Genomic DNA, 26,150 nt, shown 5'->3' with positions numbered 1-26,150 from the left:
CGGTCAGTTCACCCGAGCGGAGGGCCGGCTGCGTTGATCGCAGTAGACCCTCCGGTCGGTTGTCGCGCTAGTACCGGTTGACTGCCGGCGGCTCGACGTATTCGAGCACCTCACCGGCCGTGGCATCCCACGCAGCCTTGTAGCTGCCGTCCTCGTACGATTCCTCGAGCACGTCGTTGATGAAGTTCCGGAAGTCGGTGTCGTCCTTCGCCAGTCCGATGCCGTAGGGCTCCTGAGTGAACGGCTTGCCGACGACCTTGAACTGACCCTCGTTCTGCTGCGCCAGTCCGGCCAGGATCACGTTGTCGGTCGAGACCGCGACGACCTGTCCGCCGCGAAGCGGCTCCAGGCAGTTGGTGTAGGTGTCTGTCAGCAGCGGCTCGGCACCGATCTCGCTGAGCTTCGCCGCGGGAGTCGACCCGGTCACGGAGCACACCGGCTTGCCGACGAGGTCCTTCTCGCTCTTGATGTCGTCGTTGTCGGCCTTCACGAGGATGGACTGGCCTGCCTCGTAGTACGGGCCGGCGAAGGAGATGACCTCTTTGCGCTTGTCATTGATCGTGTACGTGGCGACCACGATGTCGACCTCGCCGTTCTGGATGAAGGGCTCGCGGTTGGCTGACACCGCCTCTTTCCAGACGATCTTGTCTTCGGCGATGCCGAGCTTGGCGGCGATCAGCTTGCCGATCTCGACGTCGAAGCCCTTGGGCGTGCCATCGATGTCTGTCAGTCCGAACAGCGGCTGGTCGAACTTCGTGCCGATCGTGATCGTGCCGGCTTCGGCGAGACGCTCCATCGTCGATCCCGCTGCGAATGTGGGGGCCGGCTCCGGCGTCGTGGTCGTCTCGGCCTCATCGAGTGACCCGGCGCATCCGGCCAGCGCGATCATGGTCGCTGCCGCCAGTGCGGCCAAGCTCAGTTTTTTCGATGCTCTCATCGGTTTCGTACCTCTCTCCGTATGCTGCGTGCCCGACCACATGATCAGTGGTCGAGTATTTTCGACAGGAAGTCCTGCGCCCTGTGCGACTGGGGGTTCGTGAAGAACTGTTCTGGGGTCGCCTCTTCTTCGATGCGCCCGTCTGCCATGAAGATCACACGATCCGCGGCCTTTCGAGCGAAGCCCATCTCGTGGGTCACGACGATCATCGTCATGCCGTCTTTGGCGAGACCGACCATGACGTCGAGAACCTCGGTGATCATCTCGGGGTCGAGCGCGCTGGTGGGCTCGTCCATGAGGATGAGCTTGGGCTGCATCGCCAGACTGCGGGCGATGGCGACACGCTGCTGCTGACCACCGGAGAGCTGCGCCGGCATCTTGTTCGCCTGATTGGCGATGCCCACTCGGTCGAGCATCTCCATGCCGCGCTTGTCTGCCTCTTTGCGTGACAGCCCGCGCACCTTGATCGGCGCCAGGGTGACGTTCTCGAGAATGGTCTTGTGGGCGAAGAGGTTGAAGGACTGGAAGACCATGCCGACGTCGGCACGGAGCTGCGCGAGGGCCTTGCCCTCTTCGGGCAGCACCTTGCCATCGATCGTGATGCTTCCGGAGTCGATCGTCTCAAGCCGGTTGATCGCTCTGCAGAACGTCGACTTGCCGGAGCCGCTCGGCCCGATCACGACGACGACCTCGCCTCGATTCACGACGGTGTCGATGTCGTTGAGAACGTGCAGCTCACCGTAGTGCTTGTTCACGTTATTGAGCACTACAAGCGGCTCGCCCCGGCGAACAGAGATGTTCGACGTGGCCGGGCCCGCCACCGCATCGTTGACAGGGGCATCGGCGTTGGTGGACTCCATGCCCCCACCGTAGGGGACATCGTGTTACGGCCGTGTGTCAGAACCTCGACGGTTATCTAACCGTGATCGCTCCCGTTCATGCGCCGGCACGACGCCCGATTCACGAGCTCCGCTGGGCGAACGCGCTTTCGTAGAGACAGACCGATGCGGCCGTCGCGAGATTCATCGACTCGGCCTGGCCGTAGATCGGCACAGAGATGGAATGATCCGCCAGGGCCAGGTCTTCGTCGGCCAGACCTCGCGCCTCGTTGCCGAACAGCCAGGCAGTCGGCGCGTCGAGAACCCCGGAATTTCGAGCCGTGAGCATGTCGTCGCCCTTGATATCGGCGGCGAGGATCTGGATGCCCGCCTCGGTGGCACGCGCCCTCACATCGGCCAAGTTCGCCTCGACCGCGACAGGGAGGTGGAACAGCGACCCGGTCGTCGAACGCACGACCTTCGGGTTGTAGAGGTCGACGCTGCGCCCCGTGAGGATCACGGCATCGGCGCCCGCGGAGTCGGCCGCACGGATGATCGTTCCCGCGTTGCCGGGGTCGCGGACCTCTTCGAGGATGGCGATGAGCCGGGGCGAACCGCTGAAGATGTCCTTCAGCGCGGTGGGGAACTGGCGACAGACGGCGACGAAGCCCTGCGGGGTGACTGTGTCGGCCATGGCCTGGAGCACGGTCTCGGTGACGAACTCGACTTCGACCCCCGCCTTGTCGGCGGCGTCGGCGATGTCGGCATATCGATCGAGGGCGAAGGGCGTCGCGAACAGGTCGACGACGAGGTCGGGCGCGAAGGTCAGCGCCTCGGAAACGGCTTGTGGCCCCTCCAAGAGAAAGAGCCCGGTCTCAGACCGGGCTCCTTTCTTGGAGAGCTTTGCCACTGCCCGGACCCGCGGCGACCGCGGGTTATCCAGGAGGGACATGCGACCTCTTTCGGGTCAAAGGAACATGGATGTTCCCTACAGCTTATTAGGCTGCGGTCCTCGGCGCCGACGTGTCGGCGGGGAGGGCGGCACGAGCACTCTCGACGAGTGCCGCGAACGTGGCGGGCTCGTGAACGGCGAGGTCGGCCAGGATGCGACGGTCGACCTCGATGCCTGCAAGGCCGAGACCCTGGATCAGACGGTTGTACGTGAGGCCGTTCGCACGGGACGCCGCGTTGATGCGCTGGATCCACAGGCGACGGAAGTCACCCTTGCGGGCGCGACGGTCGCGGTACGAGTAGACGAGCGAGTGGGTGACCTGCTCTTTGGCCTTGCGGTACAGGCGCGAACGCTGTCCGCGGTAGCCGCTGGCGCGCTCGAGGATGACCCGACGCTTCTTGTGGGCGTTGACGGCCCTCTTTACTCTTGCCATTTCCTAATTCCTTATTCCGTGTGGAGTCGGCGACTACAGGCCGAGAAGCTTCTTGATGACCTTCGAGTCGGCAGGAGCCAACACCTGGTCCTGGTTCAGGCGAGCCTTGCGCTTCGCCGACTTGACCTCGAGGTTGTGACGCATTCCGGCCTGCTGCTTCATGAGCTTGCCGGTGCCAGTGACCTTGAAACGCTTCTTGGACCCGGAGTGGGTCTTCATCTTGGGCATTGATATCTCCTTGGGACTTGCTCGGTTTGTGGGGTGCTACTTCGTCTCGGCAGAGTCTGCCGCGACGGTGTCTGTTGCAGCGGGCGACGCAGCCTCGGGGGCTTCGTCGGCTGTCTCTTCTGCACCGGGACGGCTCTTCGAAGCGGCACGCTGAGCGTTCGCCTCGGCCTTGGCCTCGGACTTGTTCTTCAGCGGCCCGATCACCATGACCATGTTGCGGCCATCGATCGTCGGAGTCGATTCGACGGCACCGAACTCGGAGACGTCTTCTGCGAAGCGCTGGAGAAGACGGACGCCCTGCTCGGGGCGCGACTGCTCGCGGCCGCGGAACAGGATCATGGCCTTCACCTTGTCGCCCGCCTTGAGGAATCCCTCGGCGCGCTTGCGCTTCGTCTCGTAGTCGTGCACGTCGATCTTCAGACGGAAACGGACCTCTTTGAGGATCGTGTTCGCCTGGTTACGACGGGCTTCCTTGGCCTTCTGCGCAGCTTCGTACTTGAACTTGCCGTAATCCATGATCTTGGCAACGGGCGGCTTGCTATTGGGGGCCACCTCAACCAGATCGAGGTCTGCCTCTTGGGCAAGCTTGAGTGCGACGTCGATACTGACGACGCCGACCTGCTCACCGGCGGGGCCAACGAGGCGGACCTCGGAGACCCGGATACGGTCGTTTGTACGGGGATCGCTGATGCGTTACTCCTTCAATCGCTGGTGCGGCACTCCCAGACACAGACGTCTGGGTACCGGGCTCGGCAGCGCGATCGTAGGTGAGCACGCAGCCACGAACCTTGAATAATCTGCACGCGAACTCGAGCCTGAGCCGTTCTGCGCACCACACCCTGTCTACTTCGGATCGATGTTCTGACCCGAAGCGGAGTGCAATCTACCCGTTAACCTGTTGAAGCGGTGTGCGGGTGGGAGATTCTCCACTTTTCGTACTGGGGGTAAACATGTTCCCCAGAGCCTTGAAGATACTAACAGAGGATTCGGTCTCGGCATAGTCCACGGCGACAGGCGACCTAGACTCGCCTCATGAGCTTTGCATACGACGACTCGGCCACCTCCGCCACGCGAGACATCTCGGAGGTGCCCGCGGTCGAATTGATCACCACCACGGCCGTGCACCTCATGAGTGCTGCGGCCATCAAGACGGGGCTGGCCGACGATCCGGAGAACCAGATCGACCTCGATGAGGCGCGCAAGCTGATCATCGCTCTGGCCGGCCTGGTCACGAGCGCCTCACCCGAGATCGGCGATCAGCACGCTCGAAGCCTCCGCGACGGTCTCCGTTCCCTGCAGCTCGCGTTCCGCGAGGCGTCGGCGATTCCGGATGCGATCGGCCAGGGCCCGGGAGAGAAGCTCACCGGTCCGGTCACCTGAGTCGGTCGGCTCAGCGGGCCTCTGCCAGTTTCACGCCCAGAGAGTCGACCTCGCTCGCGATGAGCTCGCTCGCCTGCCAGGACCTCTGCAGGTACGCCAGCACCTCGTCGAGCTCGCTGCGTGTGAGGTCGGGAACCAGGCCCAACTCGACGATGACCTGCGGGCCAGCCATCCGGGCATCCGGATCGCCGTCGGACAGCCGCACCCACCGGACGGCCGCCGACGAGGCGATCGACTGCTGGAAGGCTTCGACGATGGTCGATGAGGCCGACGGGTGCACCCACGCCGTCCCCTCGGCTATCGCCCTCAGCATCGGCCGTCGGAAGACGAACTCCGTGTCGCTCGTGGGGTCGAGCACCATGAGCGGCGTCTCCTCCCCCGCTGCGGCGAGAGCGGCCCTGCGAGCCGAGGCCGGTATCGGCCGGGCCGCCGGATTCCAGGCGGCCATGGCCTCGGTCGAGGTGAACACGGGAAGAACGCGGCGTCCGTCGGGAGCGCCGACGGTGACGAGCGACAGCTCCTGGGTTTTGTCGAAGCGCCGACCGTGAGCATCCACACCGGTCTCGCCCGCGTGGGCGACGAGCGGAACCAGGAGACGAACGTCGCGCACGGCGTCGAGGACGTCGGTCTGGGCAAGCTCAGCCGCCCGGAAGCGCCGGAGGGCTTCGACGAGCCTCTCTGGGGCCCCGCCGGAGTCGCCGGCGAAGAAGTTTGCGTCGAACGACCGGCCGGCCCACGGCTGACCCGCCGAGTCGGACGCACTGTGGTCGTGGGGCGCACGAGCGCCCCGATGCTCAGTCAGACGCCACATCCAATGCCTCTGCGAGGGTGAACGCCCCCGAGTAGAGTGCCCGACCGACGATCGCTCCCTCGAGTCCGAGAGAGACGAGCGCCCGGAGCTCGGCGATGTCGTCGAGGCTGGAGATGCCACCCGAGGCGACGACCGGGCGCGATGTGTGCTCCATGACCTGCTTCAGCAACCCGACGTTCGGTCCCTTGAGTGTGCCGTCCTTGGTGACATCCGTGACCACGTATCGCGCGCAGCCCGCGTCTTCGAGGCGAGTCAGAACCTCCCACAGGTCTCCCCCGTCCTCCGTCCACCCGCGCGCGGCCAGAGTCGTGCCGCGCACGTCGAGACCGACGGCGATCGCCTCGCCGTAGCTCGCGATCACGCTGGCCGCCCACTCGGGGTTCTCGAGCGCCGCCGTGCCGAGATTGACGCGCTTCGCGCCGCTCTCGAGGGCCGTCTCGAGGCTGCGATCGTCGCGGATACCTCCAGAGAGCTCGACGTTGACGCCCTTCGCTTCGTGGATGACGCGCTTCACGACGTGGAGGTTGTCTCCTCTGCCGAACGCCGCATCGAGGTCGACCAGGTGAATCCACTCGGCGCCCTGACTGACCCAGTCCGCCGCCGCGTCGACCGGGTCGCCGTGGTTGGTCTCCGTGCCCGCCTTGCCCTGAGTGAGTCGCACGGCCTTGCCTCCGGCGATATCGACGGCAGGCAGCAGGGTGAGTGCGGGGGTCTTGATGCTGAACTCGCTCATGGGGTCCTTCTTGTCTCTGTCAGGCGCACGTGCGGACACCCCGTGCGATCTTAACGATTCCTCTGAGGCCGACGAAATCGGAGTCGGGGTTAGAGCGACGCGATCCAGTTGCGCAGCAGCTGCAGGCCCGCCTCGCCCGACTTCTCGGGGTGAAACTGAGTCGCGGAGAGGGGGCCGTTCTCGACGGCCGCGATGAAGGGGCCGTCGTGATCCGCCCAGGTCACGCGAGGTGCGGGCAGAGGCGACTGGGGCGGAAGCAGCCACTGCTGGGCCGCGTTGGAGTGCACGAAGTAGAAGCGTTCGTCTCGGATGCCGTCGAACAGCACGGACTCGCTCGGGGCGTCGACGACGTTCCACCCCATGTGGGGCAGGATCTCCGCGGGCAGTTGCTCGACCGCTCCGGGCCACTCGCCGAGGCCTTCGGTGTCGATGCCGCGTTCGACGCCGCGGTCGAACATCACCTGCATGCCTACACAGATGCCGAGCACCGGTCGGCCTCCGGCCAACCGCCTGTCGATGAGTTCATCGCCTCGCACGGCCCGGAGCTGTTCCATCACCGCGGAGAACGCGCCGACCCCGGGCACGAACAACCCGTCGGCCTCCATGACGCGTGCCCGGTCGCGGGTGAGTTCCACTCGGGCGCCCGCGCGCTCGAGTGCCTTGGCCGCCGAGTGGATGTTTCCACTGCCGTAATCGAGGACGACGACGGACTTGCCGGTCACAGGGCACCCTTGGTCGACGGGACGCCCGAGACGAGCGGGTCGAGCGACTTGGCCTGACGGAAGGCGCGAGCGAACGCCTTGAACTCCGCCTCGGCGATGTGGTGGGGATCGCGGCCACCGAGAACGGTGATGTGAACGGTCATCGCCGCGTGGAAGGTGATCGCTTCGAAGACGTGGCGCACCATGGATCCGGTGAAGTGGCCGCCGATGAGGTGGAACTCGAATCCGCTCGGCTCTCCGCTGTGAACCAGGAAGGGGCGTCCGGAGATGTCGACCACGGCCTGCACAAGCGCTTCGTCGAGAGGCACGAGGGCGTCGCCGAAGCGAGAGATCCCGGCCTTGTCTCCCAGGGCCTGCTTGATCGCCGTGCCCAGCACGATTCCCACGTCTTCGACGGTGTGGTGCACGTCGATATCGACGTCACCCGATGCTGTGACCGTCAGATCCGTCAGCGAGTGCTTGGCGAAGGCGGTGAGCATGTGGTCGAAGAACGGCACACCCGTCGAGATGGAACTCTCGCCTGTTCCATCGAGGTCGAGCGAGAGTTCGATACTGGATTCGCTGGTCGCGCGCTGCAGGCGCGCGGTGCGGGAAGGTGTGGCCATGGCCTCAGTTTACCGGCCCCGATCCGTCGCGGTACGGTTGGGCCGCCATGCGACCCGATGGGTCAGGACAGGGCGGCCATCGCGTCGAGGAAAGCGGTGGTCTCGGCCTGCGTACCGGCACTCACGCGAAGATGCCCCGGAATGCCGAGATTGCGAATGATGATGCCCTGCTCGAGCAACGTCTCGAACACCTCAGCAGGATTCTCGACGCCACCGAAGAGCACGAAGTTCGACCACGTCGGCCACGCGTGGTAGCCCAGCTCGGTGAGCCTCTCGACGATGCGATCACGCTGCACCGAGATGTCGTCGACCATGGCGAGCATCTCGGCCGAGTGATCGAGCGCAGCGACTGCGGCGGCCTGCGTGAGCGACGACAGGTGATACGGAAGACGAACGAGGCGAAGCGCGTCAGCGACTGACGGATCGGCAGCCAGGTACCCGAGCCGAGCACCGGCGAACGCGAAGGCCTTGCTCATGGTGCGCGACACGATGAGCCGCGGACGCCCGGGCAACAACGTGAGGGCCGATGGGGCGCCTGCCGGGGCGAACTCCGCGTATGCCTCGTCGACGATCACGATCTTGTCGGTCGCGTCGTAAGCCGCCTCGATGGTTTCGAGCGACAGCGGGGTTCCCGTGGGGTTGTTCGGCGAACAGAAGATGACGATGTCGGGCTGGTGCTCGCGGATCGCCGCGACCGCCGTGTTCGGCGAGATCTCGAAGTCGGCGTCGCGCTCTGCGGAGATCCATCGTGTACCGGTGCCAGACGCGATGATGGAGTGCATCGAATACGTGGGAGGGAACCCCAGAATGGACCGCCCCGGGCCGCCGAAAGCCTGCATGATCTGCTGGAGGATCTCATTCGAGCCGTTCGCAGCCCAGATATTGTCTCGAGTCATACCGTGCCCGAGATACGCGGCCAGACTGTCGCGCAGCTGAGAGAACTCCCGATCGGGGTAGCGGTTGATCGTCAGGATGGCACGAGCAAGTGACTCGATGATGTCTCGCGCCACCGGCTCGGGGATCGGGTGCGTGTTCTCATTGACGTTCAGCTCGACGCGGACGTGTTTCTGAGGAGCCCCGTAGGGAGACATACCCCGGAGATCGTCGCGAATGGGAAGGTCGTCGAGAGAGGTCACGTGACGATTTTAGCGGGCCCCTGCGACGACTCCGCGATCACCCGAATAGCTGAACGGCTCAGTACTCGTCGGGAACGGCGAGACGCTGCCCCGGCTGGACCTCGGCGGATGGGAGCTGGTTGAGGCTCACGATGTCGGCGATGACATCGCGCGGGTCGGCCGTCGGAGCGATCTCTTCGGCCAGGCCCCAAAGGGTCTCACCGGCCTGAACGGTGACGTAGTCGAAGGCCTGCGTCGCCCCCGACGATGCGACACCATCGGCGACCGCGCTATTCGCACCGAAGAGAGCCACGGCGGTGACGACCGCCACCACGGGGATCGACGCCAGTGCCGCGAGGACGACACGACCGCGGCGGGTGATTCGCAGGCGAGCGGTGTGTGACGCGGTAGCGGGCAGTGCGGTCATGGCAACCTCCAGGAGAAATTCGTATCCGGCGCTCGGCCGGGAGCACCGGATACGAAGCTGTGTTCCGAATATAGCTTCGAATGTTCGATAGATCAAGCTCGAAAGTCGATCGATTATGGCGACACACTCGAACATGTGTTTTGTTTGCACCCTGAGTTGGATACAGTTTCGACTGTCGGTACAAAGTGCATCACCAGCCACCGACAGTGCACCACCAGCCACCGACATCGGCGACTGCGAAGGCACAGCACACTCGAAAACGACGCCGACGGAAAGCGGGACACATGACCACCGAACGTGGAACGAGACGGCGAAAGAGCCTCTCGGAGAAGCAGTTGGCCATCCTCGGAGTCGTTCAACGATCGGTCAGCCAGCGCGGCTACCCGCCGAGCATGCGCGAGATCGGCGATGCGGTCGGTCTTGCCTCGCTCTCGAGCGTCACGCATCAGCTCAACCAGCTCGAGTTGAGCGGCTACCTTCGTCGCGACCCGAACCGTCCTCGCGCCATGGAGGTCCTCATCGACATCCCTACGCCCGAGTCGTCATCGGAGACCGTCGAGTCATCCGACACGGCGGCCCCAATGGGCGACGCCGCCCTCGTGCCGCTGGTAGGTCGCATCGCAGCAGGTATCCCGATCACGGCCGAGCAGCAGGTCGAGGAGGTCTTTCCCCTCCCCCGTCAGCTGGTCGGCGGCGGCGATCTCTTCATGCTGAAAGTGGTTGGAGAATCGATGATCGACGCGGCGATCTGCGACGGCGACTTCGTCGTCGTCCGGGCTCAGCAGACGGCTGAGAACGGCGACATCGTTGCAGCGATGCTCGACGGCGAGGCCACCGTGAAGGTGTTCCGGCAGCGCGACGGACACACGTGGCTGCTCCCCCGCAACTCGAACTTCGAGCCGATCGTGGGCGACCACGCTCAGGTGCTCGGCAAAGTCGTCTCTGTCTTGCGCTCGGTACGCTGACGACAGCACCGCTCGACGCAGCGCAGAAAGGCCCCGGACGAATGATAGTCCGGGGCCTTTCTGCGCCGTGGGCGCAATCGATCAGAAGCGCGCTAGCGAGAGACCGCGAACTCCTCCAGGGCCTGCTCGTATTCCGGGTTGACGAGGGCGCGGACTCGAGTTCCCGCCTCTTCGTAGTCGGTGCTGAGCACGGTGTTGTGGTCGTGCAGGAGGGCCACCAGATCGCCACGCTCATACGGGAGCAGGACATCGACGGTGATCGTCGGCTTGGGCAGCGCCTGTTCGACCATCTCGAGCAGTTCCGTTATGCCTTCTCCGGTGCGCGCCGAGACGAACACCGAGCGAGGCTCGAGCCCCCGCAACACGATGCGATCGCTTTCGGAGATCAGATCGCTCTTGTTGAAGGCCACGATCTCGGGGATGCCTCGAGCCCCCACCTCGCCGATCACGTCTCTGACGGTGGCCAACTGGCTCGCGGGATCGGGATGAGCCCCGTCGACGACGTGGATGATGACGTCCGCGTCAGCCACCTCCTCCAGGGTCGAGCGGAATGCCTCGACGAGCTGATGCGGAAGGTTCCGAACGAAGCCCACCGTGTCGGCGAACGTGTACTGACGGCCGTCGACTGCGGTGGTTTTGCGCACGGTCGAATCGAGTGTCGCGAACAACGCGTTCTCGACCAGCACACCTGCGCGCGTCACTCTGTTCAACAGCGACGACTTGCCGGCATTCGTGTATCCGGCGATGGCGACAGAAGGCACGGCGTTGCGTTTGCGATTGGCGCGCTTCGCATCGCGAGCGGGCTTCATCTCTACGATCTGCTTGCGCAACCGGGCCATGCGTGTGTGGATCCGGCGACGGTCGAGTTCGATCTTCGTCTCACCCGGTCCGCGCGAGCCCATACCGGCTCCGGCACCACCCACCTGGCCACCTGCCTGGCGAGACATCGAGTCACCCCAGCCTCGAAGCCTCGGAAGGAGGTACTCGAGTTGAGCGAGCTCCACCTGGGCCTTGCCCTCTCGACTCTTGGCGTGCTGGCTGAAGATATCGAGGATCACGGCGGTGCGGTCGATCACCTTGACCTTGACGACGTCTTCGAGGGCTCGGCGCTGGCTCGGCGCGAGCTCGCTGTCGGCGATCACGGTGTCGGCGCCCAGCGACTGCACCAAATCGCGCAGTTCGTGGGCCTTGCCCTTGCCGAAGTAGGTGCTGGGATCTGGTGTCGGTCGGCGTTGCAGCAGGCCTTCGAGTACCACCGCACCCGCGGTCTCTGCCAGTGCGGCCAGCTCATGCATCGAGTTCTCTGCGTCGGTGAGACTGCCCTGGGTGTACACCCCGATGAGAATGACGTTCTCGATGCGCAGCTGTCGATACTCGACCTCGGTGACGTCTTCGAGTTCCGTCGACAGCCCGACCACTCGGCGCAGGGCCTGTCGGTCTTCGCGCTCACTCTGGTCGCCGTCGAATCCGGATTCGCGGCCGGTCGTGTCGCGCTGCAGGGCCTGGGCCGCTGAGTTCGTGAACAGGGAGTAACCCGCTGCCCGCGTCTCCGCCCTGGCCAGCACTCTCGCGACCACGTCGTCGCTGTCGTGGTTCTCTGTTGTTGCTTCAGTTTTCTCGGTCATCTGCGTCAAGGATATCCCTCTCAGGTTTGCTACTGTCCCTCTATGACGAATGAGCACTATTTCTCGGCCACCCCGGCGAGTCCGCTCATCCCTCGAGAGATCTCGGTGCGTCTCGCCGATACCGACCACACGCTGGTCACGGCCGGCGGGGTCTTCAGCCCGGATCGCATCGATGTGGGCACTCAAGTGCTCCTCGCGAACACTCCGGCTCCCCCGCCCGGCGGCAATCTCCTCGACCTCGGGTGCGGGTGGGGGCCGATCGCTCTATCGCTCGCTCTCCTGTCTCCGCGAGCCCAGGTCTGGGCCGTCGACGTCAACGAACGGGCTCTCGATCTCGTTCGCGCCAACGCCGACCGCCTCGGTCTCACGAACGTCAACGCCGTTCTGGCATCCGATGTTCCCGCCGACATCTCGTTCATGACGATCTGGTCGAATCCACCCATCCGAGTCGGCAAGGCAGAACTGCACACGATCATGAAGACCTGGTTGCCTCGACTCGAGAAGGGCTCGGACGCCTGGCTCGTGGTTCAGCGCAATCTCGGCTCCGACTCCCTGCAGCGCTGGATCGAGTCCGAGTTCCCGTCCGACATCCAGATCACGCGTGCCGCGACGAACAAGGGCTACCGGGTGCTGCGCGCCCGCTCGATCGCCTGACTCTCGGCTATCCGAGCGAGAGATCGCCCTCGAACACGAGCTCGGCGGGCCCGGACAACGACACATGCTCGCCGTCCTCGGCTGCAAACATCCGAACGCCGACCGTGCCACCCGGCACGTCGACCCTCCAGATGTTCGGAGCACCACGGCCGGCCCAATGCCGTGTGGCCAACGCGGCCGCAGCAGCCCCCGTGCCACACGAGAGGGTCTCACCGCTGCCGCGCTCGTGGACTCGCATCGTGATGCGTCCGACGCCGTCTGCGACGAGCGGCTCGTGGGGCACGACGAACTCGACGTTCGCGCCGTCGACCGGTTCCGGCTCTATCTGGGGGATGTAGGCGAGATCGGCTGCCGCAAGCTCGTCGGTATCCGCGAGGGCCACGACGACGTGCGGATTGCCCATGTTAATTCCCTGTCCGGGGCGTGCGACAGCGAGGTTGCGCGCCCGAACGACGGGCTCGCCCGCCTCAAGACGCCAGCGTCCGAGGTCGACCTGGAATCCCGTGGTGCTGCGCTGGACATCGCGTACGCCCACTCGCGTACCGATCGCGAGTGTGTCTCCCGGGCCCAGTTCGACCAAACCGTTGTCGATGAGATACCGCGTGTAGACCCGGATGCCGTTGCCGCACATCTCGGCGATCGACCCGTCGGCGTTGCGGTAATCCATGAACCATTCTGCGGCCGCATCTTCGGCCAGAGCGGCGGCCCCATCGGGAAGGCTGTCGGACCTGACGGCGCGGATGACTCCATCGGCGCCGACCCCGAAGTGCCGATCACAGATGGCGGCGACTTGGGCGGGGGTGAGATCGTTCGTGCCCTGAGCATCGGTGTAGAGCACGAAGTCGTTGCCCGTGCCGTGCCCCTTGGTGAAGTGCAGTTCAGTCGCCATCCTGCAAGCCTAGGGTCTCTGACAGTGCGCGTGCCGTCGAGTCCGGATCACGGGCATCCGTCGTCACCGATGCGACGTAGCGCCGGAACCACCCCACCTGGCGACGGGCGTAGCGCCGAGTGAGAGCCTGGGTCGAGGCGATCGCCTCGTCTTCACTGATCTCGCCGGCCAGTTGGGCCAGCGCCTGTGCATAACCGATCGCCTTGCCGGCGGTCGTGTCAGCCGCGAGACCCTCCGAGCGCAGCGCATCTGCTTCGTCGACGATTCCGTCTCGCCACATGCCGCGCACGCGCTCGTCGAGGCGCGAGACGAGGTCTGCACGGGGCATCTCGAGGGAGATGATGCTCGACGTTCGCCATCCGACGGGAGCGCCGGGAAGCGTTCCCGTGAGCGTTCGGCCCGTCATCTCGAACACCTCGAGAGCACGCACGAGCCTGCGACCATTCTGCGACCCGATCGCCGCGGCGGCGCTCTCGTCGCGCTCCTTGAGTCGCCTGTAGAGGGATCCAGGACCGTCGGCGATGAGCTCGGCTTCGAGACGTGCGCGGATCGCCGGGTCGGTGCCCGGGAAGTCGAACTCGTAGATGACGCTCGAAACGTACAGACCCGACCCACCGACGAGGATCGGTACATTGCCGCGTTCGATAACCGCGTCGATCTCGGCGCGCGCCGAGGTCTGGAAGTCGGCGACGGAATTCTCTTGTGTGACATCGAGCACGTCGAGAAGGTGATGAGGAACGCCTCTGCGGTCGACGAGCGGAAGCTTCGCCGTGCCGATGTCCATGCCGCGGTACAGCTGCATTGCATCGGCGTTCACCACCTCCGCACGGCGACCATGCCGAAAGAGGCCCTCGGCCAGATCGAGAGCAAGACCCGACTTGCCTGTTCCCGTGGCCCCGACGATCACGACCACGTCTGCGACGGTGGGGTGGCCGTCGGAACCGCTAACGCTCACCGTCGGCGAGATCGTAGATCGGCACAGTACCGACACGCAGCGTGGGGAGTCCCAGGGAGACAGGCCGGGGGCCAGCGGATGCGCCGGTGGCGGGTGTCGGAACGCCGCAGGACTCGGCCGCGGCGCGATCCCATGCATCGCCAGCGAGGGTGCGGCGAACACGTAGGGGCGTGCCGTCGGAGTCGGCGATCAGGTGGAACGGCGCGGCCTCGGTCACGACGACGGTGACGATGTCGCCGGGTCGCGGCACTGCCGAGGTCGGGGACACCTCGAAGTGCACGAGCCGCGAGTCTTCAGCGCGACCGCTCAGGCGGTGCGTATCCGAGTCTTTGCGCCCTTCCCCGTTGGCGACCAGAACGTTGACCTCGCGACCGATGACGCGCTGATTCTCTTCCCACGAGATGCGATCTTGGAGGGCGGCAAGCCTCTCGTAACGCTCTTGCACGACCGCCTTCGGAACCTGATCCGGCATGGTGGCCGCCGGGGTTCCTGGCCGGATCGAGTATTGGAACGTGAAAGCCGTGGCGAACCGCGCTTGCTCCACCACGCGTAGGGTCTCGGCGAAGTCTTCTTCGGTCTCGCCGGGGAACCCGACGATGATGTCGGTGCTGATCGCCGCGTGCGGGATCTGCTGCCTCACGCGATCGAGGATGCCGAGGAACTTGGCGGAACGGTACGAGCGTCTCATGGCCTTGAGGACACGATCTGATCCGGACTGCAACGGCATGTGGAGCTGAGGCATGACCGCCGGCGTCTCTGCCATGGCATCGATGACGTCGTCGGTGAAGGCAGCCGGGTGCGGGCTCGTGAAACGGATGCGCTCGAGGCCAGGGATCGCTCCTGCGGCCCTCAAGAGCTTCGAGAAGGCGAACCGGTCGCCGAACTCCACCCCATAGGAATTGACGTTCTGCCCCAGAAGAGTGACCTCGATCGCACCGTCGTCGACGAGCGCCTGGATCTCGGCGAGGATGTCGCCCGGCCGACGGTCTTTTTCTTTGCCACGCAGGGCGGGCACGATGCAGAAGGTGCAGGTGTTGTTGCAGCCGACCGATATCGACACCCACCCGCTGTAGGTGGAGTCGCGCTTGGTGGGCAGTGTCGACGGGAAGGTCTCGAGCGAGTCGAGGATCTCGATCTGGGCTTCGCCGTTGTGCCGGGCTCGCTCGAGAAGGCTGGGCAGAGAGCCCATGTTGTGTGTACCGAAGACCACGTCGACCCAGGGGGCCTTCGTGAGGATGGTGTTCTTGTCTTTCTGCGCCAGGCAGCCGCCCACGGCGATCTGCATGCCGTCGTGCCTGCGCTTGACACTGGCCAGGTAGCCGAGGTTGCCGTAGAGCTTGTTGTCTGCGTTCTCACGTACCGCGCAGGTATTGATGACGACGGTATCGGCCTCGGTTCCGGGCTCCGCCTTCACGTAGCCAGCAGCTTCGAGAGAGCCGGAGAGCCGCTCCGAGTCGTGCACGTTCATCTGACAACCGAAGGTGCGGACCTCGTAGGTGCGAATGCGGGGTGGTGCGGTCACGCTGTTCATAGGGCAAGTTTACGTTCGACGAACCGAGAGCCCGCGCCACCGTCCGCTCAGCGGAAACGAACGGTGCTCGTGCCCGTCACCAGGGTCTTCGAGACCGCGTCGCGCACGACTTGGGACGGGTATCCCTTGCGCTGAAGGAAGCTGCTCAGCCGGCGTTCTGCCGTGGCTCGGTCAAGACGCAGCAGGCTGGGAGCCTTCTTCTCGGCCAGCTCGAGGGCGCGGGCAAGCTCGTCGTCGTCATCGAGTGCGGTGAGCAGATCGGACACGATCTCCTGGCTGATGCGCTTGGCCCCCAGCTCGCGCTGGATCTGGCTGCGGCCGAACCCCTTGCGCCGGTGCAGACGCTCGATCTCGCGCTCGGCAAACGCGTAGTCGTCGACATAGCCCTTGGAGCGGTAGATCGTGAGAAAGCCCTCGAACGCCGACGACTCGACCCCATTCGCCGCCAGAATCTCGGTGACCTGCCACTCGGAGAGGTCTTTACGAGCCAGCGCCCGCACCACCAGGTTCTCGAGATCGGCGAGTTGCAACTCTTGCTGTTCGACCTCGTCGGGGGTGAGCCCGGCGGTATCGAGGGTCGGAACCGCTACGGGGCCGGCGAAGTGACGGGCTGGCTCGGGTTGCTCGGCGGGCGCGCCGAACAGAAAGGCCACGGGAGCCACCGGGCTGTCGGCGGTCTCATTCGAATCGTCGTCGTCGGTGTCGGATGAGCCGGTGAATCTGACCATGACCGTGGCCTTTCTGTTCAGGTGGGGTGCGTGGGCAGGCTAGGCGCCCTTGCGGGCCGCCGCCTTCGTCGCGAGGGCGACCGGTGCGGCGGGTGCCGCAGCGGTCTTGTCGGCTCCGATGCCCAGCTTGGTCAGGATCTTGGTCTCGATCTCCAACGCGATCTCGGGGTTCTCATTGAGGAAGCGGCGAGAGTTCTCTTTACCCTGGCCCAGCTGTTCGCCCTCGTAGGTGTACCAGGCCCCCGACTTGCGAACGATCTCGTGTTCGACTCCGAAGTCGATGAGGCTGCCTTCGCGAGAGATTCCGATGCCGTAGAGGATGTCGAACTCGGCCTGCTTGAAGGGGGGCGCCATCTTGTTCTTGACCACCTTCACTCGCGTGCGGTTGCCGACCGCATCGGTGCCCTCTTTCAGAGTTTCGATGCGTCGGATGTCGAGCCGGACGGACGCGTAGAACTTGAGCGCCTTTCCGCCGGCTGTGGTCTCTGGACTACCGAAGAAGACACCGATCTTCTCTCGCAGCTGGTTGATGAAGATCATGGTGGTGTTCGTGGTGCTGAGCCCACCCGTGAGCTTGCGGAGCGCCTGTGACATCAGACGGGCCTGGAGCCCCACGTGCGAATCGCCCATCTCGCCCTCGATCTCGGCTCGAGGCACGAGTGCCGCCACGGAGTCGATGACGATCAGATCGATCGAGCCGCTTCGCACGAGCATGTCGGCGATCTCGAGTGCCTGCTCACCGGTGTCGGGCTGAGAGACGAGAAGCGCGTCGATGTCGACGCCGAGCTTCTGGGCGTAGGCCGGGTCGAGCGCGTGCTCGGCGTCGATGAACGCGGCGATTCCGCCGGCCTTCTGGGCATTGGCGATGGCGTGGAGGGTGAGAGTCGTCTTTCCGCTCGACTCGGGGCCGTAGATCTCGACGATGCGGCCGCGGGGAAGACCTCCGACTCCGAGCGCGACGTCGAGTGCGATCGACCCCGTGGGGATGACTTCGACCGGAGCGCGGTCATCGCTGCCCAAGCGCATGACGGAGCCCTTGCCGAACTGTCGGTCGATCTGTGCAAGCGCTGTTTCGAGAGCCTTTTCTCGTGTGGCATCTGATGGCATTGCTGTCTCCTTCTGTCGTGCGCGGAATCCGTCGCGTGAGTTTTTCGCCTATAGGCTGTCGCGCCGGCGAACCGGGTATCGACAAGGCGTTCGCATCGTGTTGTGCGTGTAATCCGACTGTAGACACGACCACCGACACGGAGCCCGTGCGGCGTCGATCGGTGGACAACACGACCAATAGTTCTGCTGTGAAGGAGACTACACAGTTCTAGAACATATATTCGATCCGGCGATGGCGTGTCGGTTCGAATATCCGCAGACTACGAGCGCGGCGTGGGCAGACCGACGCCGTGCCACCGTTCCTCGGTCACCCCGCTCGCGCGGCAGAGAGCGAGCCACACGTCTCGTGGGGGAATGCCCTGACGGAGAGCGTCGTCTGCGGTGCGATCGGAGAGCTCGGCGATGACGAGGTCGCCGGTCAAGACACGGCCGTACGCCGCACCGAATTCGTCGGAGACCGCTCTCCTGAACTCGCTCAGTCTCATGCCGTCCTTCGCGCCGCACAACTGTGCATTAACGGTGAAGGGCCCCGTCACATCACTCGTGACAGGGCCCCCACGTGATCGATCTCGTGCTCGGAGGTGGACTACCGAGTGAGAAGTTTGGAATCGTAGCCCGCGACGAACTCGTCGGGCACGGTATCGGGAATGGTGTCGATGCCCTCGATGACGGCGAGCCGGTCGCCGACCTCGCGCATGATCACCGAGATGGGCGTGTCGAGCGCCTCGGCTACCGATGCGAGAATCTCGCTCGATGCCTCTTTCTGGCCACGCTCGACCTCGCTGAGATAGCCGAGGGCGACGCTTGCCTTGCTTGCAACCTGCCGAAGGGTGCGACCCTTCTGGAGACGAAAGTCTCGCAGCACGTCGCCGATCTCCTGGCGAACTAGAATCACTGGACCCCTCCTTGCTGTATGCCTTGCGTCAATCGGACCTTGCCGAACCGGCGAAACCCGTTCGGTACTGCGTGAAACTCTAAACGACACTGAACCGTCTTTTCTGTGAATGACATTAGTTGTAACGAGATGGAAATGCCGTTCATTCCCGAGTACGACGAATGTCGATCGCGAGTTCTCAATGATGATTCGTGGCCGGCGCGTGCACGGATTGGATCGACACGGCCCGTTCTTCGTCGATCGGTCAGTTCTGTTCGAGTGTCTCGAGCATCAACCGGATGGCCGCCGCCACGGTCTGCTGCCTGACGCTGTCGCGATCCCCGTCGAGGTGAAGCCGTCGAGAGACCGCACCGTCTTTGCTCGCGAAGCCGAGGAACACCGTGCCTGCGGGATGCCCGTCTTGCGAGCCGGGGCCGGCCACACCCGTGGTCGAAACCCCCCAAGCGGCCGCATCCGGCCCTTCGCCGAGACGGTGTCGCACCCCGTGCGCCATCTGGATCGCGACCTCGGGATCGACGGGCCCGCGCGCGGAGAGGATCTCGTTGTCGACTCCCAGCAGAGAGGCCTTGAGATCCGTGGCGTAGGCCACCACTCCCCCGCGAACAACCCGAGACGCACCCGGAATACGGATGAGCTCAGCCACGAGGAGGCCGCCCGTCAGCGACTCAGCGACGGCCACGGTGAGCGAGCGGCGCACCATCTTTTCGATCAGCGCGTGAGTCTCGTCTATTCGGACCGGCGGGGTCATGCTGCCGACTTAGCCGCTCGTCCGAGGCGCCATGCCTGCACGAGGTAGTCGATACCCGTGACGACCGTGAGAACGAAGGCGATCGACATCGTCACGATGTTGACCCAGTCGAACCAATCGCCTAGCAGTGCGGGGAACGGCACCAGGGCCAGCGAGATGGCGATCGACTGAGCCAGTGTCTTGAGCTTTCCCCCGCGCGACGCCGGAATCACTCGATCGCTGAGCACGGCGAACCGGAACACGGTGATTCCGACCTCGCGCACGAGGATGATCACCGTGACCCACCACGGCAGCTCCAGCAGGACGGAGAGACCGACGAGCGCCGCCCCCGTGAGCACCTTGTCGGCGATGGGATCGAGCAGCTTGCCCAGATCTGTGACCTGGTTGCGCGAACGAGCGATGTGGCCGTCGATGCCGTCGGTGGCGATCGCCACGATGAACAGCGCTGCGGCGGCGTAGCGGAGCGGCGTGTCCGCGCCGCCGTCGGCCAGAAGCATCCAGAAGAACAGCGGTGCCAGCAGGATACGGACGACAGTGATGACGTTCGGAAGGTTCCAATTGCTCACGCGCGCGGTGGCCTCGGTCACGGTGCTCTACTCTCTGCCGGTCAGGCCCCAGGCATCTTCGTCTGAATCGCCCTCTTCTTCAGGGTACCGCTCGAGTCCCCGGGCCACCGGGTCGTCGGCGTAGGGATCGTCGTCTGCCGCGGGTACGGGAACAGCGGACTGCTGCGGTGCGGCCGGCGCTGAGGCTGCGGGAGTACCCCGAAGCATGGCGAGCACCTCGGGGAGCTGCTCCGCGGTGACCAGCACGTCTCGCGCTTTCGATCCCTCGGAGGGTCCGACGATGTCGCGCGATTCCATCAGATCCATGAGACGACCGGCCTTCGCGAATCCGACCTTGAGTTTGCGTTGCAGCATCGACGTCGAGCCGAACTGCGTGTTGACCACGAGCTCGGCCGCGGCGAGGAGGATCTCGAGGTCGTCGCCGATATCGGCGTCGATGTTCTTCTTGACCGCCTCGACCGCAACGTCGTCCCGATACTCCGGCCGGGCCTGATGCGTGACGTGCTGCACCACGGTTGCGATCTCTGCCTCGCTGACCCACGCGCCCTGTACCCGGATGGCCTTCGAGGAGCCCATGGGAAGGAAGAGGCCGTCGCCCTGGCCGATGAGCTTGTCGGCGCCCGGCTGGTCGAGGATGACCCTCGAGTCGGTCACGCTCGTCACCGCGAACGCCAGCCTGCTCGGCACATTCGCCTTGATCAGACCGGTGACCACGTCGACGCTCGGTCGCTGCGTGGCCAGGACCAGGTGGATGCCGGACGCACGCGCCAGCTGGGTGATGCGCACGATGGAGTCTTCGACATCTCGCGGGGCCACCATCATGAGGTCGGCGAGCTCGTCGACGACGATCAGCAGATAGGGGTACGGCTTCAGCTGCCGGTGGCTGCCCACTGGCAGGATGATCTCGTTATTGACGACGGCTTTGTTGAAGTCGTCGATGTGCCGGAAGCCGAAGCTCTCGAGGTCGTCGTACCTCATGTCCATCTCTTTGACGACCCAGGCCAGCGCCTCGGCTGCCTTCTTGGGATTCGTGATGATGGGAGTGATGAGGTGCGGGACGCCCTGGTATGCCGTGAGCTCGACGCGCTTGGGGTCGATGAGCACCATGCGCACCTCGCTGGGCTTCGCGCGCATCAGGATCGACGTGACCATGGAGTTGACGAAGCTCGACTTGCCGGAGCCGGTGGAGCCGGCCACCAGGAGGTGGGGCATCTTGGCCAGGTTCGCCATCACGAACTTGCCCTCGACGTCTTTGCCGACGCCGATGGTCATGGGGTGGTTGTCGGAGGCCGCCTTCGTGGATCGAAGCACATCGCCCAGGGAGACGATCTCTCGGTCGGTGTTCGGGATCTCGACGCCGATGGCGCTCTTGCCCGGGATCGGCGAGAGGATGCGCACTTCATTGCTGGCGACCGCGTACGACAGGTTCTTCGACAGAGCAGTGACGCGCTCGACTTTGACGCCCGGGCCCAGTTCGATCTCGTAGCGGGTGACTGTAGGCCCGCGAGAGAAGCCCGTGACGGTCGCGTCGACCTGGAACTGCTTGAGGACCTCGGTGATGGCCGCGACGATCTCGTCGTTGGCGGCGGAGCGGGCGAGCGAAGGCCCGCCGGTCTTGAGACTGGCCGCGGCTGGCAGCCGGTAATCCGCGGCCGGGGTGTCGATCTGGATGCCGGGCTCGGTCGACTCCTCGTCGAGGTCGAGCTCTGGCTGAACCGCACGCACGGGCGCCTGGGGGTAGGCGGATGACGACTCGACGGCCGCGTCATCGAGGAGGCTCGTCTGCGGTGCCGCGCCCGGCCGGATCTCTCCGGTGAAGCGTCGAACCGCGCGCTCTGCTGCCTTCATGTCGTCGAGCAGACCCGCCCGGGCCGCTTCGTCGGCGTCGTCGGGATCGACGACGCTCGCGGCGTTGGCGAACGGCTCGTCGGCCACCGGGGTGCGATCTTCGACTCGCGGAGCCATGGCCGGAGCGTCGAACTCGGGGTCTTCTTCACGCTGCGACGCGTTCCGCCTCCACCACGGCAGACCGTCGGAGTCGACGTCGCGTGCGACGAGATCGAGTTGCTCGGTCGACAGCGCCGCCGTGCCCGCCTGAGCCTTGAGCGCTTTCGCCGCTTTCGTGGCCTTCTTGGCCTCGCGGTGCTCTGCCTCGTCGGGGAAGGCCGCGCCGAACAGGTAGGCGTAGAGCTCGCGAAGACGCGATCCGATGCGGTTCGGTGGCGTCTTGGTGAGGATGAAGACGCTCAGCAACAGCAGGGCCGACACGACGACGGTGGCGCCGATCGGTGTGATGAGGGCGACCAACGGGGCCGCGAGCACCCAGCCGAAGATTCCGCCGCCCGAGGCGAGCTGGCCCCCCGCGGGATTCGGCTGGCCGCCGTAGATGTGGCACAACGATGACACGGTGATGAGCATGAGGCCGAGGCCGATACCGATGCGGCCGTTGTTGTGCACCGAACTCGGGTGTCGGAACAGCCATGCTGCGAGCAGCAGCAGAACGACAGGGAGAGCGTAGGCCACCCGCCCGAACAGCAGGCCGAAGGTCCATGCTTCGATCGTGACGGCGACGGCGTTGGAGACGAGGAACCACTCGACGACCGCACCGGCGATGGCCATGAGAACGAGCAGAAACGGCACGCCGTCGCGCCGCTCGGCCTTGTCGAAGTCGGCCGGCGAGAACGCACGGAAGGCGCCGCCGACGACGTGAGCCATCGCGAGCCAGGCACGACTGACGATGCCGGGGCCCTGTTCTTCTTTGGCGGCGGGGTTCAACCGGACCGTCTTCTGGGTCGCAGCCGCACGCGTGGGGGTCTTTCGGGCGCCCGTAGACGCACTCGAACGACCTGAGGACGCTCCGCGTGCGCGAGAGGTCGACTTGGTACTCGTAGCCATGCGCTCACGCTACCCGCGGGCACCGACGATCGCCGGTTGCGTGCGCCGGGTGTCTGATTTCCGGCGTACCCTCGTGCCATGTCATCTCGCCTGCGTCTCGTGCTGCTCGTGTCACTGCCCGCCGTGGTCTGCGCCGCGATCGGTTTGCTGCACCCGCATCACCTGACCGATGCCACCGCCTCGATCTGGCAGGTGATGCATCTGATTCTCATCCCGCTCTTTCCCCTCGTCGGACTCGGGCCCTGGCTGATCGCGCGGCGCTCTAGTCGGCCTCTGGGCTGGGTCGCAGCCGTCGGCGGATATGGATTCGCGACGTTCTACACCTCGCTCGACCTTCTCGCGGGCGTCGCAGCCGGCACGCTGCAGCTGGCCGGCGTCACGGAAGGCAAGGCGCCCGTGTACGAGGTGGCACGAGCACTAGGACTGATCGGCGTCGTCTCGCTCGTCGTCGCCTGCCTCGCGGCGACGGCGGCAGTGGCCATCCGAGTCCGCCTGCGCGCACTTCCCGGCGGCGTCGTCGCCGTCATCGGCGCGTGTCTCGTTCAGCCCGGACACATCTACCCCGGCCTCGGCACGGCGGCCATGCTGCTTCTCGCGGCGGGGCTGACCCTGCTGGCTCTGGCCATCACGTCGTCGATGTCCTCCGATCGAGCGCCGGGAACGACGAAGGGCCCGGCGTCGAACGCCGGGCCCTCGTAGGGTCTGTCAGATCGGGACTACGCCTCGATGACGAGCGGAACGATCATCGGACGACGACGGTAGGACGTGTTGACCCAGCGACCCACGGTGCGGCGGACGACCTGCTGCATGGCGTGCTGGTCGTGCATTCCGTTCTTGGATGCCTCGGCCAGGGCCGCGACGATCTTGGGCTTCACGTCGTCGAACACCGATTCGTCTTCGGCGAACCCCTTGGCGTGAATCTCCGGTCCCACGACGACTCGACCGGTCTGGGCCTCGATCACCACGATGATCGAGATGAAACCCTCCTCGCCGAGAATGCGGCGATCCTTGAGATCGGCATCCGTGATCTCGCCGACGCTGGAACCGTCGACGTACACGAACCCGAGGTCGTACTGGCCGACGACAGCCGCGACGCCGTCTTTCAGATCGATGACCGTGCCGTCTTCGGCGATGATCGTGTTCTCTTCGGGGATGCCGGTCTGCTGGGCCAGCTTCGCGTTCGCCACGAGGTGACGCTGCTCCCCGTGCACGGGCAGAACGTTCTTCGGCTTGAGGATGTTGTAGCAGTAGAGGAGCTCGCCCGCCGCAGCGTGCCCGGAGACGTGCACCTTGGCGTTGCCCTTGTGCACGACGTTGGCTCCGAGCTTCATGAGGCCGTTGATGATGCGGTAGACGGCGTTCTCGTTGCCGGGGATGAGGCTCGACGCGAGAATGACCGTGTCGTTCTCGCCGATCTCCACCTGGTGCTCACCATTGGCCATGCGGCTCAGCACGGCCATGGGCTCGCCCTGCGACCCGGTGGACATGTACACGATCTTGTCGTCGGGGATGTCCCCCGCCTTCTTGAAATCGATGAGCACGTTCTCGGGAACCTTGAGGTATCCGAGCTCTGCCGCGATCTGCATGTTGCGCACCATCGAGCGGCCCAGCAGGGCGACCCGGCGTCCGTTGTTGTGCGCGGCATCCAGGACCTGCTGCACACGGTGCACGTGACTCGAGAAGCTGGCGACCACGACGCGGCGGGGCGCACGGCGGATGACGTCGTCGAGCACCGGCCCGATGGAACGCTCGAGGGCGGTGAAGCCCGGTACGTCGGCGTTGGTCGAGTCGACCAGGAAGAGGTCGATGCCCTCTTCGCCGAGACGCGCGAAGGCGCGAAGATCGGTGAGCCTGTTGTCGAGCGGCAGCTGATCCATCTTGAAGTCGCCGGTGTGCAGCACATTGCCCGCGACCGTCTTGATCGCCACGGCGAGCGCGTCGGGGATGGAGTGGTTCACGGCGACGAACTCGAGTTCGAACGGGCCGAACTGCTCGATCTGCCCCTCGACGACGGTGAGCGTGTACGGCTTGATGCGGTGCTCTTTGAGCTTCGCCTCGATGAGCGCGAGCGTGAGCCCCGAGCCGATGAGGGGGATGTCGCGCTTCAGCCGCAGCAGGTAGGGAACGGCGCCGATGTGGTCTTCGTGGCCGTGGGTGAGCACGATGCCGAGAACGTCGTCGAGGCGATCGCGCACGATCGAGAAATCGGGCAGGATCAGATCGACCCCGGGCTGGTGCTCTTCGGGGAAGAGCACGCCGCAGTCGACGATCAGCAGCTTGCCGTTGATCTCGAAGACGGTCATGTTGCGGCCGATCTCGCCGAGGCCACCCACCGGAATGACCCGGAGAGTGTCAGGGGCGAGGGCGCGCGGTTCGTATGCGATGTTGGGCATGTGCCCTCCTAGCTCGTGGTGCCGGCCCGGATGGGGCTAGCGTGTGGCGCCCGCGACCTTCGGCAGAGCGCCGCCGGCGGCGGCGTTGCGGTCGGGGCGGAAGTTGGTGAAGTCGATCGAAGGAATCCCCTTGACCAGGTCGATCTCGTTCTCGATGTGCGCGGCTTCCCACTCTTCGGGGCCCACGAGGGGCAACCGAACGCGGGGACTGCCGATACGGCCGAGGCCGTGAAGAATGTATTTGGCCGCTACGGTGCCGGGTACGTGGGTCATGACCGCGCGAACGAGCGGTTCGAGCGACTGGTGCGCGGCCGTTGCCGTGGCCAGATCCCCGGCGTTCACGGCGTCGACCATCACTCGATACGGGCCCGAGGCGATGTTGTTCGTGACGCCGATCAGACCGGTCGCGCCGATCGACAGGTGCGGCAGCACGTTGGCGTCGTCGCCGGAGAAGTACATGAGGTCGGTCTGGTTGATGACGCGACTGACCTCGCTGAAGTCGCCCTTGGCGTCTTTGATGGCGAGGATGTTCGGATGCTTCGCGAGTCGGAGGATCGTCTCGTAGGTGATGGGCACACCCGTACGACCCGGGATGTCGTAGAGAATGACCGGCAGATCAGTCGAATCGGCGATCATGCGGAAGTGCGTCAGCAGCCCGGCCTGCGTGGGCTTGTTGTAGTAGGGAGTCACGACGAGATTGCCGTCGGCGCCGGCCTTCTCGCTCTGGCGAGCGAGCTGCATGGCGTGCGCGGTCTCGTTCGACCCTCCGCCCGTGAGCACCTTCGCGCGACCTGCGGAGACCGACTTGGCGACCTGCACGAGCTGGAGTTTCTCCGCGTCGGTGAGCGTCGAGGTCTCCCCCGTCGTCCCCGAGACGACGATGCCGTCTGCACCATGACTGATGACGTTGTCGATGTGCTTCTCGACGCTCGGCCAGTCGACCTCTCCGTCGGCTGTGAACGGGGTGACGAGGGCCACGAGTACCTGGCCGAACGGATTCTCTTTCGTGATCACGGGTTACAGGCTACCGGTCGTACA

The 26,150-nt window shown here is 65.1% G+C and carries 29 protein-coding genes; 4 read left to right on the top strand and 25 right to left on the bottom strand.

Features of this window, described 5'->3' with window-relative positions:
* Positions 1–67: 67 nt before the first annotated feature.
* The 6 genes from ASF79_RS05930 to infC form a co-directional block, all read right to left on the bottom strand.
* Positions 68–937 carry a glutamate ABC transporter substrate-binding protein gene (locus ASF79_RS05930; RefSeq protein WP_055853204.1) on the bottom strand — a complete coding sequence of 290 codons (870 nt, stop codon included), beginning with the start codon at positions 935–937 and terminating at the stop codon, positions 68–70.
* A 44-nt stretch (positions 938–981) separates the two neighbouring features.
* Complete coding sequence (locus ASF79_RS05925) at positions 982–1,797, bottom strand: amino acid ABC transporter ATP-binding protein (protein WP_082495701.1); 816 nt, start codon at positions 1,795–1,797, stop codon at positions 982–984.
* Positions 1,798–1,897: 100 nt separating this feature from the next.
* Positions 1,898–2,707 (bottom strand): TrmH family RNA methyltransferase, encoded by an 810-nt coding sequence (locus ASF79_RS05920; protein WP_055852835.1) that lies wholly within the window; start codon positions 2,705–2,707, stop codon positions 1,898–1,900.
* Between the two features lie 46 nt (positions 2,708–2,753).
* Complete coding sequence (rplT, locus tag ASF79_RS05915) at positions 2,754–3,140, bottom strand: 50S ribosomal protein L20 (RefSeq protein ID WP_044443029.1); 387 nt, start codon at positions 3,138–3,140, stop codon at positions 2,754–2,756.
* A 33-nt stretch (positions 3,141–3,173) separates the two neighbouring features.
* A complete protein-coding gene (rpmI, locus tag ASF79_RS05910) occupies positions 3,174–3,368 on the bottom strand; it encodes a 50S ribosomal protein L35 (RefSeq protein WP_044443028.1) in 195 nt (64 codons plus the stop codon).
* A 36-nt stretch (positions 3,369–3,404) separates the two neighbouring features.
* Complete coding sequence (infC, locus tag ASF79_RS05905; protein ID WP_082495700.1) at positions 3,405–4,058, bottom strand: translation initiation factor IF-3; 654 nt, start codon at positions 4,056–4,058, stop codon at positions 3,405–3,407.
* A 342-nt stretch (positions 4,059–4,400) separates the two neighbouring features.
* On the opposite strand from infC, the gene ASF79_RS05895 reads away from it, so the two are divergent.
* Positions 4,401–4,748 carry a DUF1844 domain-containing protein gene (locus ASF79_RS05895; RefSeq protein ID WP_055774271.1) on the top strand — a complete coding sequence of 116 codons (348 nt, stop codon included), beginning with the start codon at positions 4,401–4,403 and terminating at the stop codon, positions 4,746–4,748.
* 10 nt (positions 4,749–4,758) lie between these two features.
* Here the strand turns inward: ASF79_RS05895 and ASF79_RS05890 are convergent, their stop codons facing one another.
* The 6 genes from ASF79_RS05890 to ASF79_RS05865 form a co-directional block, all read right to left on the bottom strand.
* A complete protein-coding gene (locus ASF79_RS05890) occupies positions 4,759–5,559 on the bottom strand; it encodes an SseB family protein (RefSeq protein WP_156366171.1) in 801 nt (266 codons plus the stop codon).
* Positions 5,543–6,292, bottom strand: coding sequence for a bifunctional 1-(5-phosphoribosyl)-5-((5-phosphoribosylamino)methylideneamino)imidazole-4-carboxamide isomerase/phosphoribosylanthranilate isomerase PriA (priA, locus tag ASF79_RS05885; RefSeq protein ID WP_055852827.1), 750 nt, complete (start codon positions 6,290–6,292; stop codon positions 5,543–5,545). The genes ASF79_RS05890 and priA overlap by 17 nt, the downstream gene beginning before the upstream one ends.
* Positions 6,293–6,381: 89 nt before the next feature.
* Complete coding sequence (gene hisH / locus ASF79_RS05880; protein WP_055852823.1) at positions 6,382–7,014, bottom strand: imidazole glycerol phosphate synthase subunit HisH; 633 nt, start codon at positions 7,012–7,014, stop codon at positions 6,382–6,384.
* Positions 7,011–7,619 (bottom strand): imidazoleglycerol-phosphate dehydratase HisB, encoded by a 609-nt coding sequence (gene hisB / locus ASF79_RS05875; RefSeq protein WP_055852820.1) that lies wholly within the window; start codon positions 7,617–7,619, stop codon positions 7,011–7,013. The genes hisH and hisB overlap by 4 nt, the downstream gene beginning before the upstream one ends.
* Before the next feature lie 62 nt (positions 7,620–7,681).
* The gene (locus tag ASF79_RS05870) at positions 7,682–8,755 is read right to left on the bottom strand and encodes a histidinol-phosphate transaminase (RefSeq protein ID WP_082495699.1); all 1,074 of its coding nucleotides are present in this window, start codon (positions 8,753–8,755) and stop codon (positions 7,682–7,684) included.
* A 58-nt stretch (positions 8,756–8,813) separates the two neighbouring features.
* Positions 8,814–9,161 (bottom strand): LysM peptidoglycan-binding domain-containing protein, encoded by a 348-nt coding sequence (locus ASF79_RS05865; RefSeq protein WP_055774283.1) that lies wholly within the window; start codon positions 9,159–9,161, stop codon positions 8,814–8,816.
* 284 nt (positions 9,162–9,445) lie between these two features.
* Here ASF79_RS05865 and lexA point away from each other — a divergent pair, with 284 nt between their 5' ends.
* The gene (gene lexA / locus ASF79_RS05860) at positions 9,446–10,126 is read left to right on the top strand and encodes a transcriptional repressor LexA (RefSeq protein WP_055774285.1); all 681 of its coding nucleotides are present in this window, start codon (positions 9,446–9,448) and stop codon (positions 10,124–10,126) included.
* A gap of 92 nt (positions 10,127–10,218) precedes the next feature.
* Here the strand turns inward: lexA and hflX are convergent, their stop codons facing one another.
* On the bottom strand, positions 10,219–11,751 hold the full coding sequence (gene hflX, locus ASF79_RS05855) for a GTPase HflX (protein ID WP_055852815.1): 1,533 nt from the start codon (positions 11,749–11,751) through the stop codon (positions 10,219–10,221).
* Between the two features lie 42 nt (positions 11,752–11,793).
* Between hflX and ASF79_RS05850 the strand changes: the two genes are divergently transcribed.
* A complete protein-coding gene (locus tag ASF79_RS05850; protein ID WP_055774289.1) occupies positions 11,794–12,405 on the top strand; it encodes a class I SAM-dependent methyltransferase in 612 nt (203 codons plus the stop codon).
* Positions 12,406–12,412: 7 nt separating this feature from the next.
* Here the strand turns inward: ASF79_RS05850 and dapF are convergent, their stop codons facing one another.
* The 10 genes from dapF to ASF79_RS05800 all read right to left on the bottom strand — a co-directional run bounded on the left by dapF (position 12,413) and on the right by ASF79_RS05800 (position 22,719).
* Positions 12,413–13,294 (bottom strand): diaminopimelate epimerase, encoded by an 882-nt coding sequence (gene dapF, locus ASF79_RS05845; protein ID WP_055852811.1) that lies wholly within the window; start codon positions 13,292–13,294, stop codon positions 12,413–12,415.
* On the bottom strand, positions 13,284–14,249 hold the full coding sequence (gene miaA / locus ASF79_RS05840; protein ID WP_082495698.1) for a tRNA (adenosine(37)-N6)-dimethylallyltransferase MiaA: 966 nt from the start codon (positions 14,247–14,249) through the stop codon (positions 13,284–13,286). Before miaA ends, dapF begins: the two co-directional genes overlap by 11 nt.
* Positions 14,239–15,780: a tRNA (N6-isopentenyl adenosine(37)-C2)-methylthiotransferase MiaB gene (gene miaB, locus ASF79_RS05835; RefSeq protein WP_055852808.1), complete on the bottom strand. Its 1,542-nt coding sequence runs from the start codon at positions 15,778–15,780 to the stop codon at positions 14,239–14,241. Before miaB ends, miaA begins: the two co-directional genes overlap by 11 nt.
* 47 nt (positions 15,781–15,827) lie before the next feature.
* Complete coding sequence (locus ASF79_RS05830) at positions 15,828–16,508, bottom strand: regulatory protein RecX (protein WP_055774299.1); 681 nt, start codon at positions 16,506–16,508, stop codon at positions 15,828–15,830.
* A 39-nt stretch (positions 16,509–16,547) separates the two neighbouring features.
* Complete coding sequence (recA, locus tag ASF79_RS05825) at positions 16,548–17,615, bottom strand: recombinase RecA (protein ID WP_055774302.1); 1,068 nt, start codon at positions 17,613–17,615, stop codon at positions 16,548–16,550.
* Positions 17,616–17,875: 260 nt separating this feature from the next.
* Positions 17,876–18,100, bottom strand: a complete 225-nt coding sequence (locus tag ASF79_RS05820) for a DUF3046 domain-containing protein (protein WP_055852804.1) — start codon at positions 18,098–18,100, stop codon at positions 17,876–17,878.
* A gap of 101 nt (positions 18,101–18,201) precedes the next feature.
* Positions 18,202–18,510: a helix-turn-helix domain-containing protein gene (locus tag ASF79_RS05815; protein WP_044443014.1), complete on the bottom strand. Its 309-nt coding sequence runs from the start codon at positions 18,508–18,510 to the stop codon at positions 18,202–18,204.
* Positions 18,511–18,754: 244 nt separating this feature from the next.
* Positions 18,755–19,258, bottom strand: a complete 504-nt coding sequence (locus ASF79_RS05810; RefSeq protein ID WP_055852800.1) for a CinA family protein — start codon at positions 19,256–19,258, stop codon at positions 18,755–18,757.
* Positions 19,255–19,845, bottom strand: a complete 591-nt coding sequence (pgsA, locus tag ASF79_RS05805; protein ID WP_055852795.1) for a CDP-diacylglycerol--glycerol-3-phosphate 3-phosphatidyltransferase — start codon at positions 19,843–19,845, stop codon at positions 19,255–19,257. The genes ASF79_RS05810 and pgsA overlap by 4 nt, the downstream gene beginning before the upstream one ends.
* A gap of 6 nt (positions 19,846–19,851) precedes the next feature.
* Positions 19,852–22,719, bottom strand: coding sequence for an FtsK/SpoIIIE family DNA translocase (locus ASF79_RS05800; protein ID WP_055852791.1), 2,868 nt, complete (start codon positions 22,717–22,719; stop codon positions 19,852–19,854).
* Between the two features lie 78 nt (positions 22,720–22,797).
* Here ASF79_RS05800 and ASF79_RS05795 point away from each other — a divergent pair, with 78 nt between their 5' ends.
* The gene (locus ASF79_RS05795; RefSeq protein ID WP_055774317.1) at positions 22,798–23,418 is read left to right on the top strand and encodes a hypothetical protein; all 621 of its coding nucleotides are present in this window, start codon (positions 22,798–22,800) and stop codon (positions 23,416–23,418) included.
* 17 nt (positions 23,419–23,435) lie between these two features.
* Here ASF79_RS05795 and ASF79_RS05790 read toward each other — a convergent pair whose 3' ends face one another.
* Together ASF79_RS05790 and dapA are read right to left on the bottom strand one after the other, a co-directional pair.
* Complete coding sequence (locus ASF79_RS05790) at positions 23,436–25,112, bottom strand: ribonuclease J (protein ID WP_055852787.1); 1,677 nt, start codon at positions 25,110–25,112, stop codon at positions 23,436–23,438.
* 36 nt (positions 25,113–25,148) lie between these two features.
* Positions 25,149–26,126, bottom strand: coding sequence for a 4-hydroxy-tetrahydrodipicolinate synthase (gene dapA / locus ASF79_RS05785; RefSeq protein ID WP_055852783.1), 978 nt, complete (start codon positions 26,124–26,126; stop codon positions 25,149–25,151).
* Positions 26,127–26,150: the final 24 nt, after the last annotated feature.

The sequence above is a fragment of the Agreia sp. Leaf335 genome, assembly GCF_001423605.1.
Taxonomy (GTDB): domain Bacteria; phylum Actinomycetota; class Actinomycetes; order Actinomycetales; family Microbacteriaceae; genus Agreia.
This window is presented reverse-complemented; position numbering and strand designations above follow the sequence as displayed.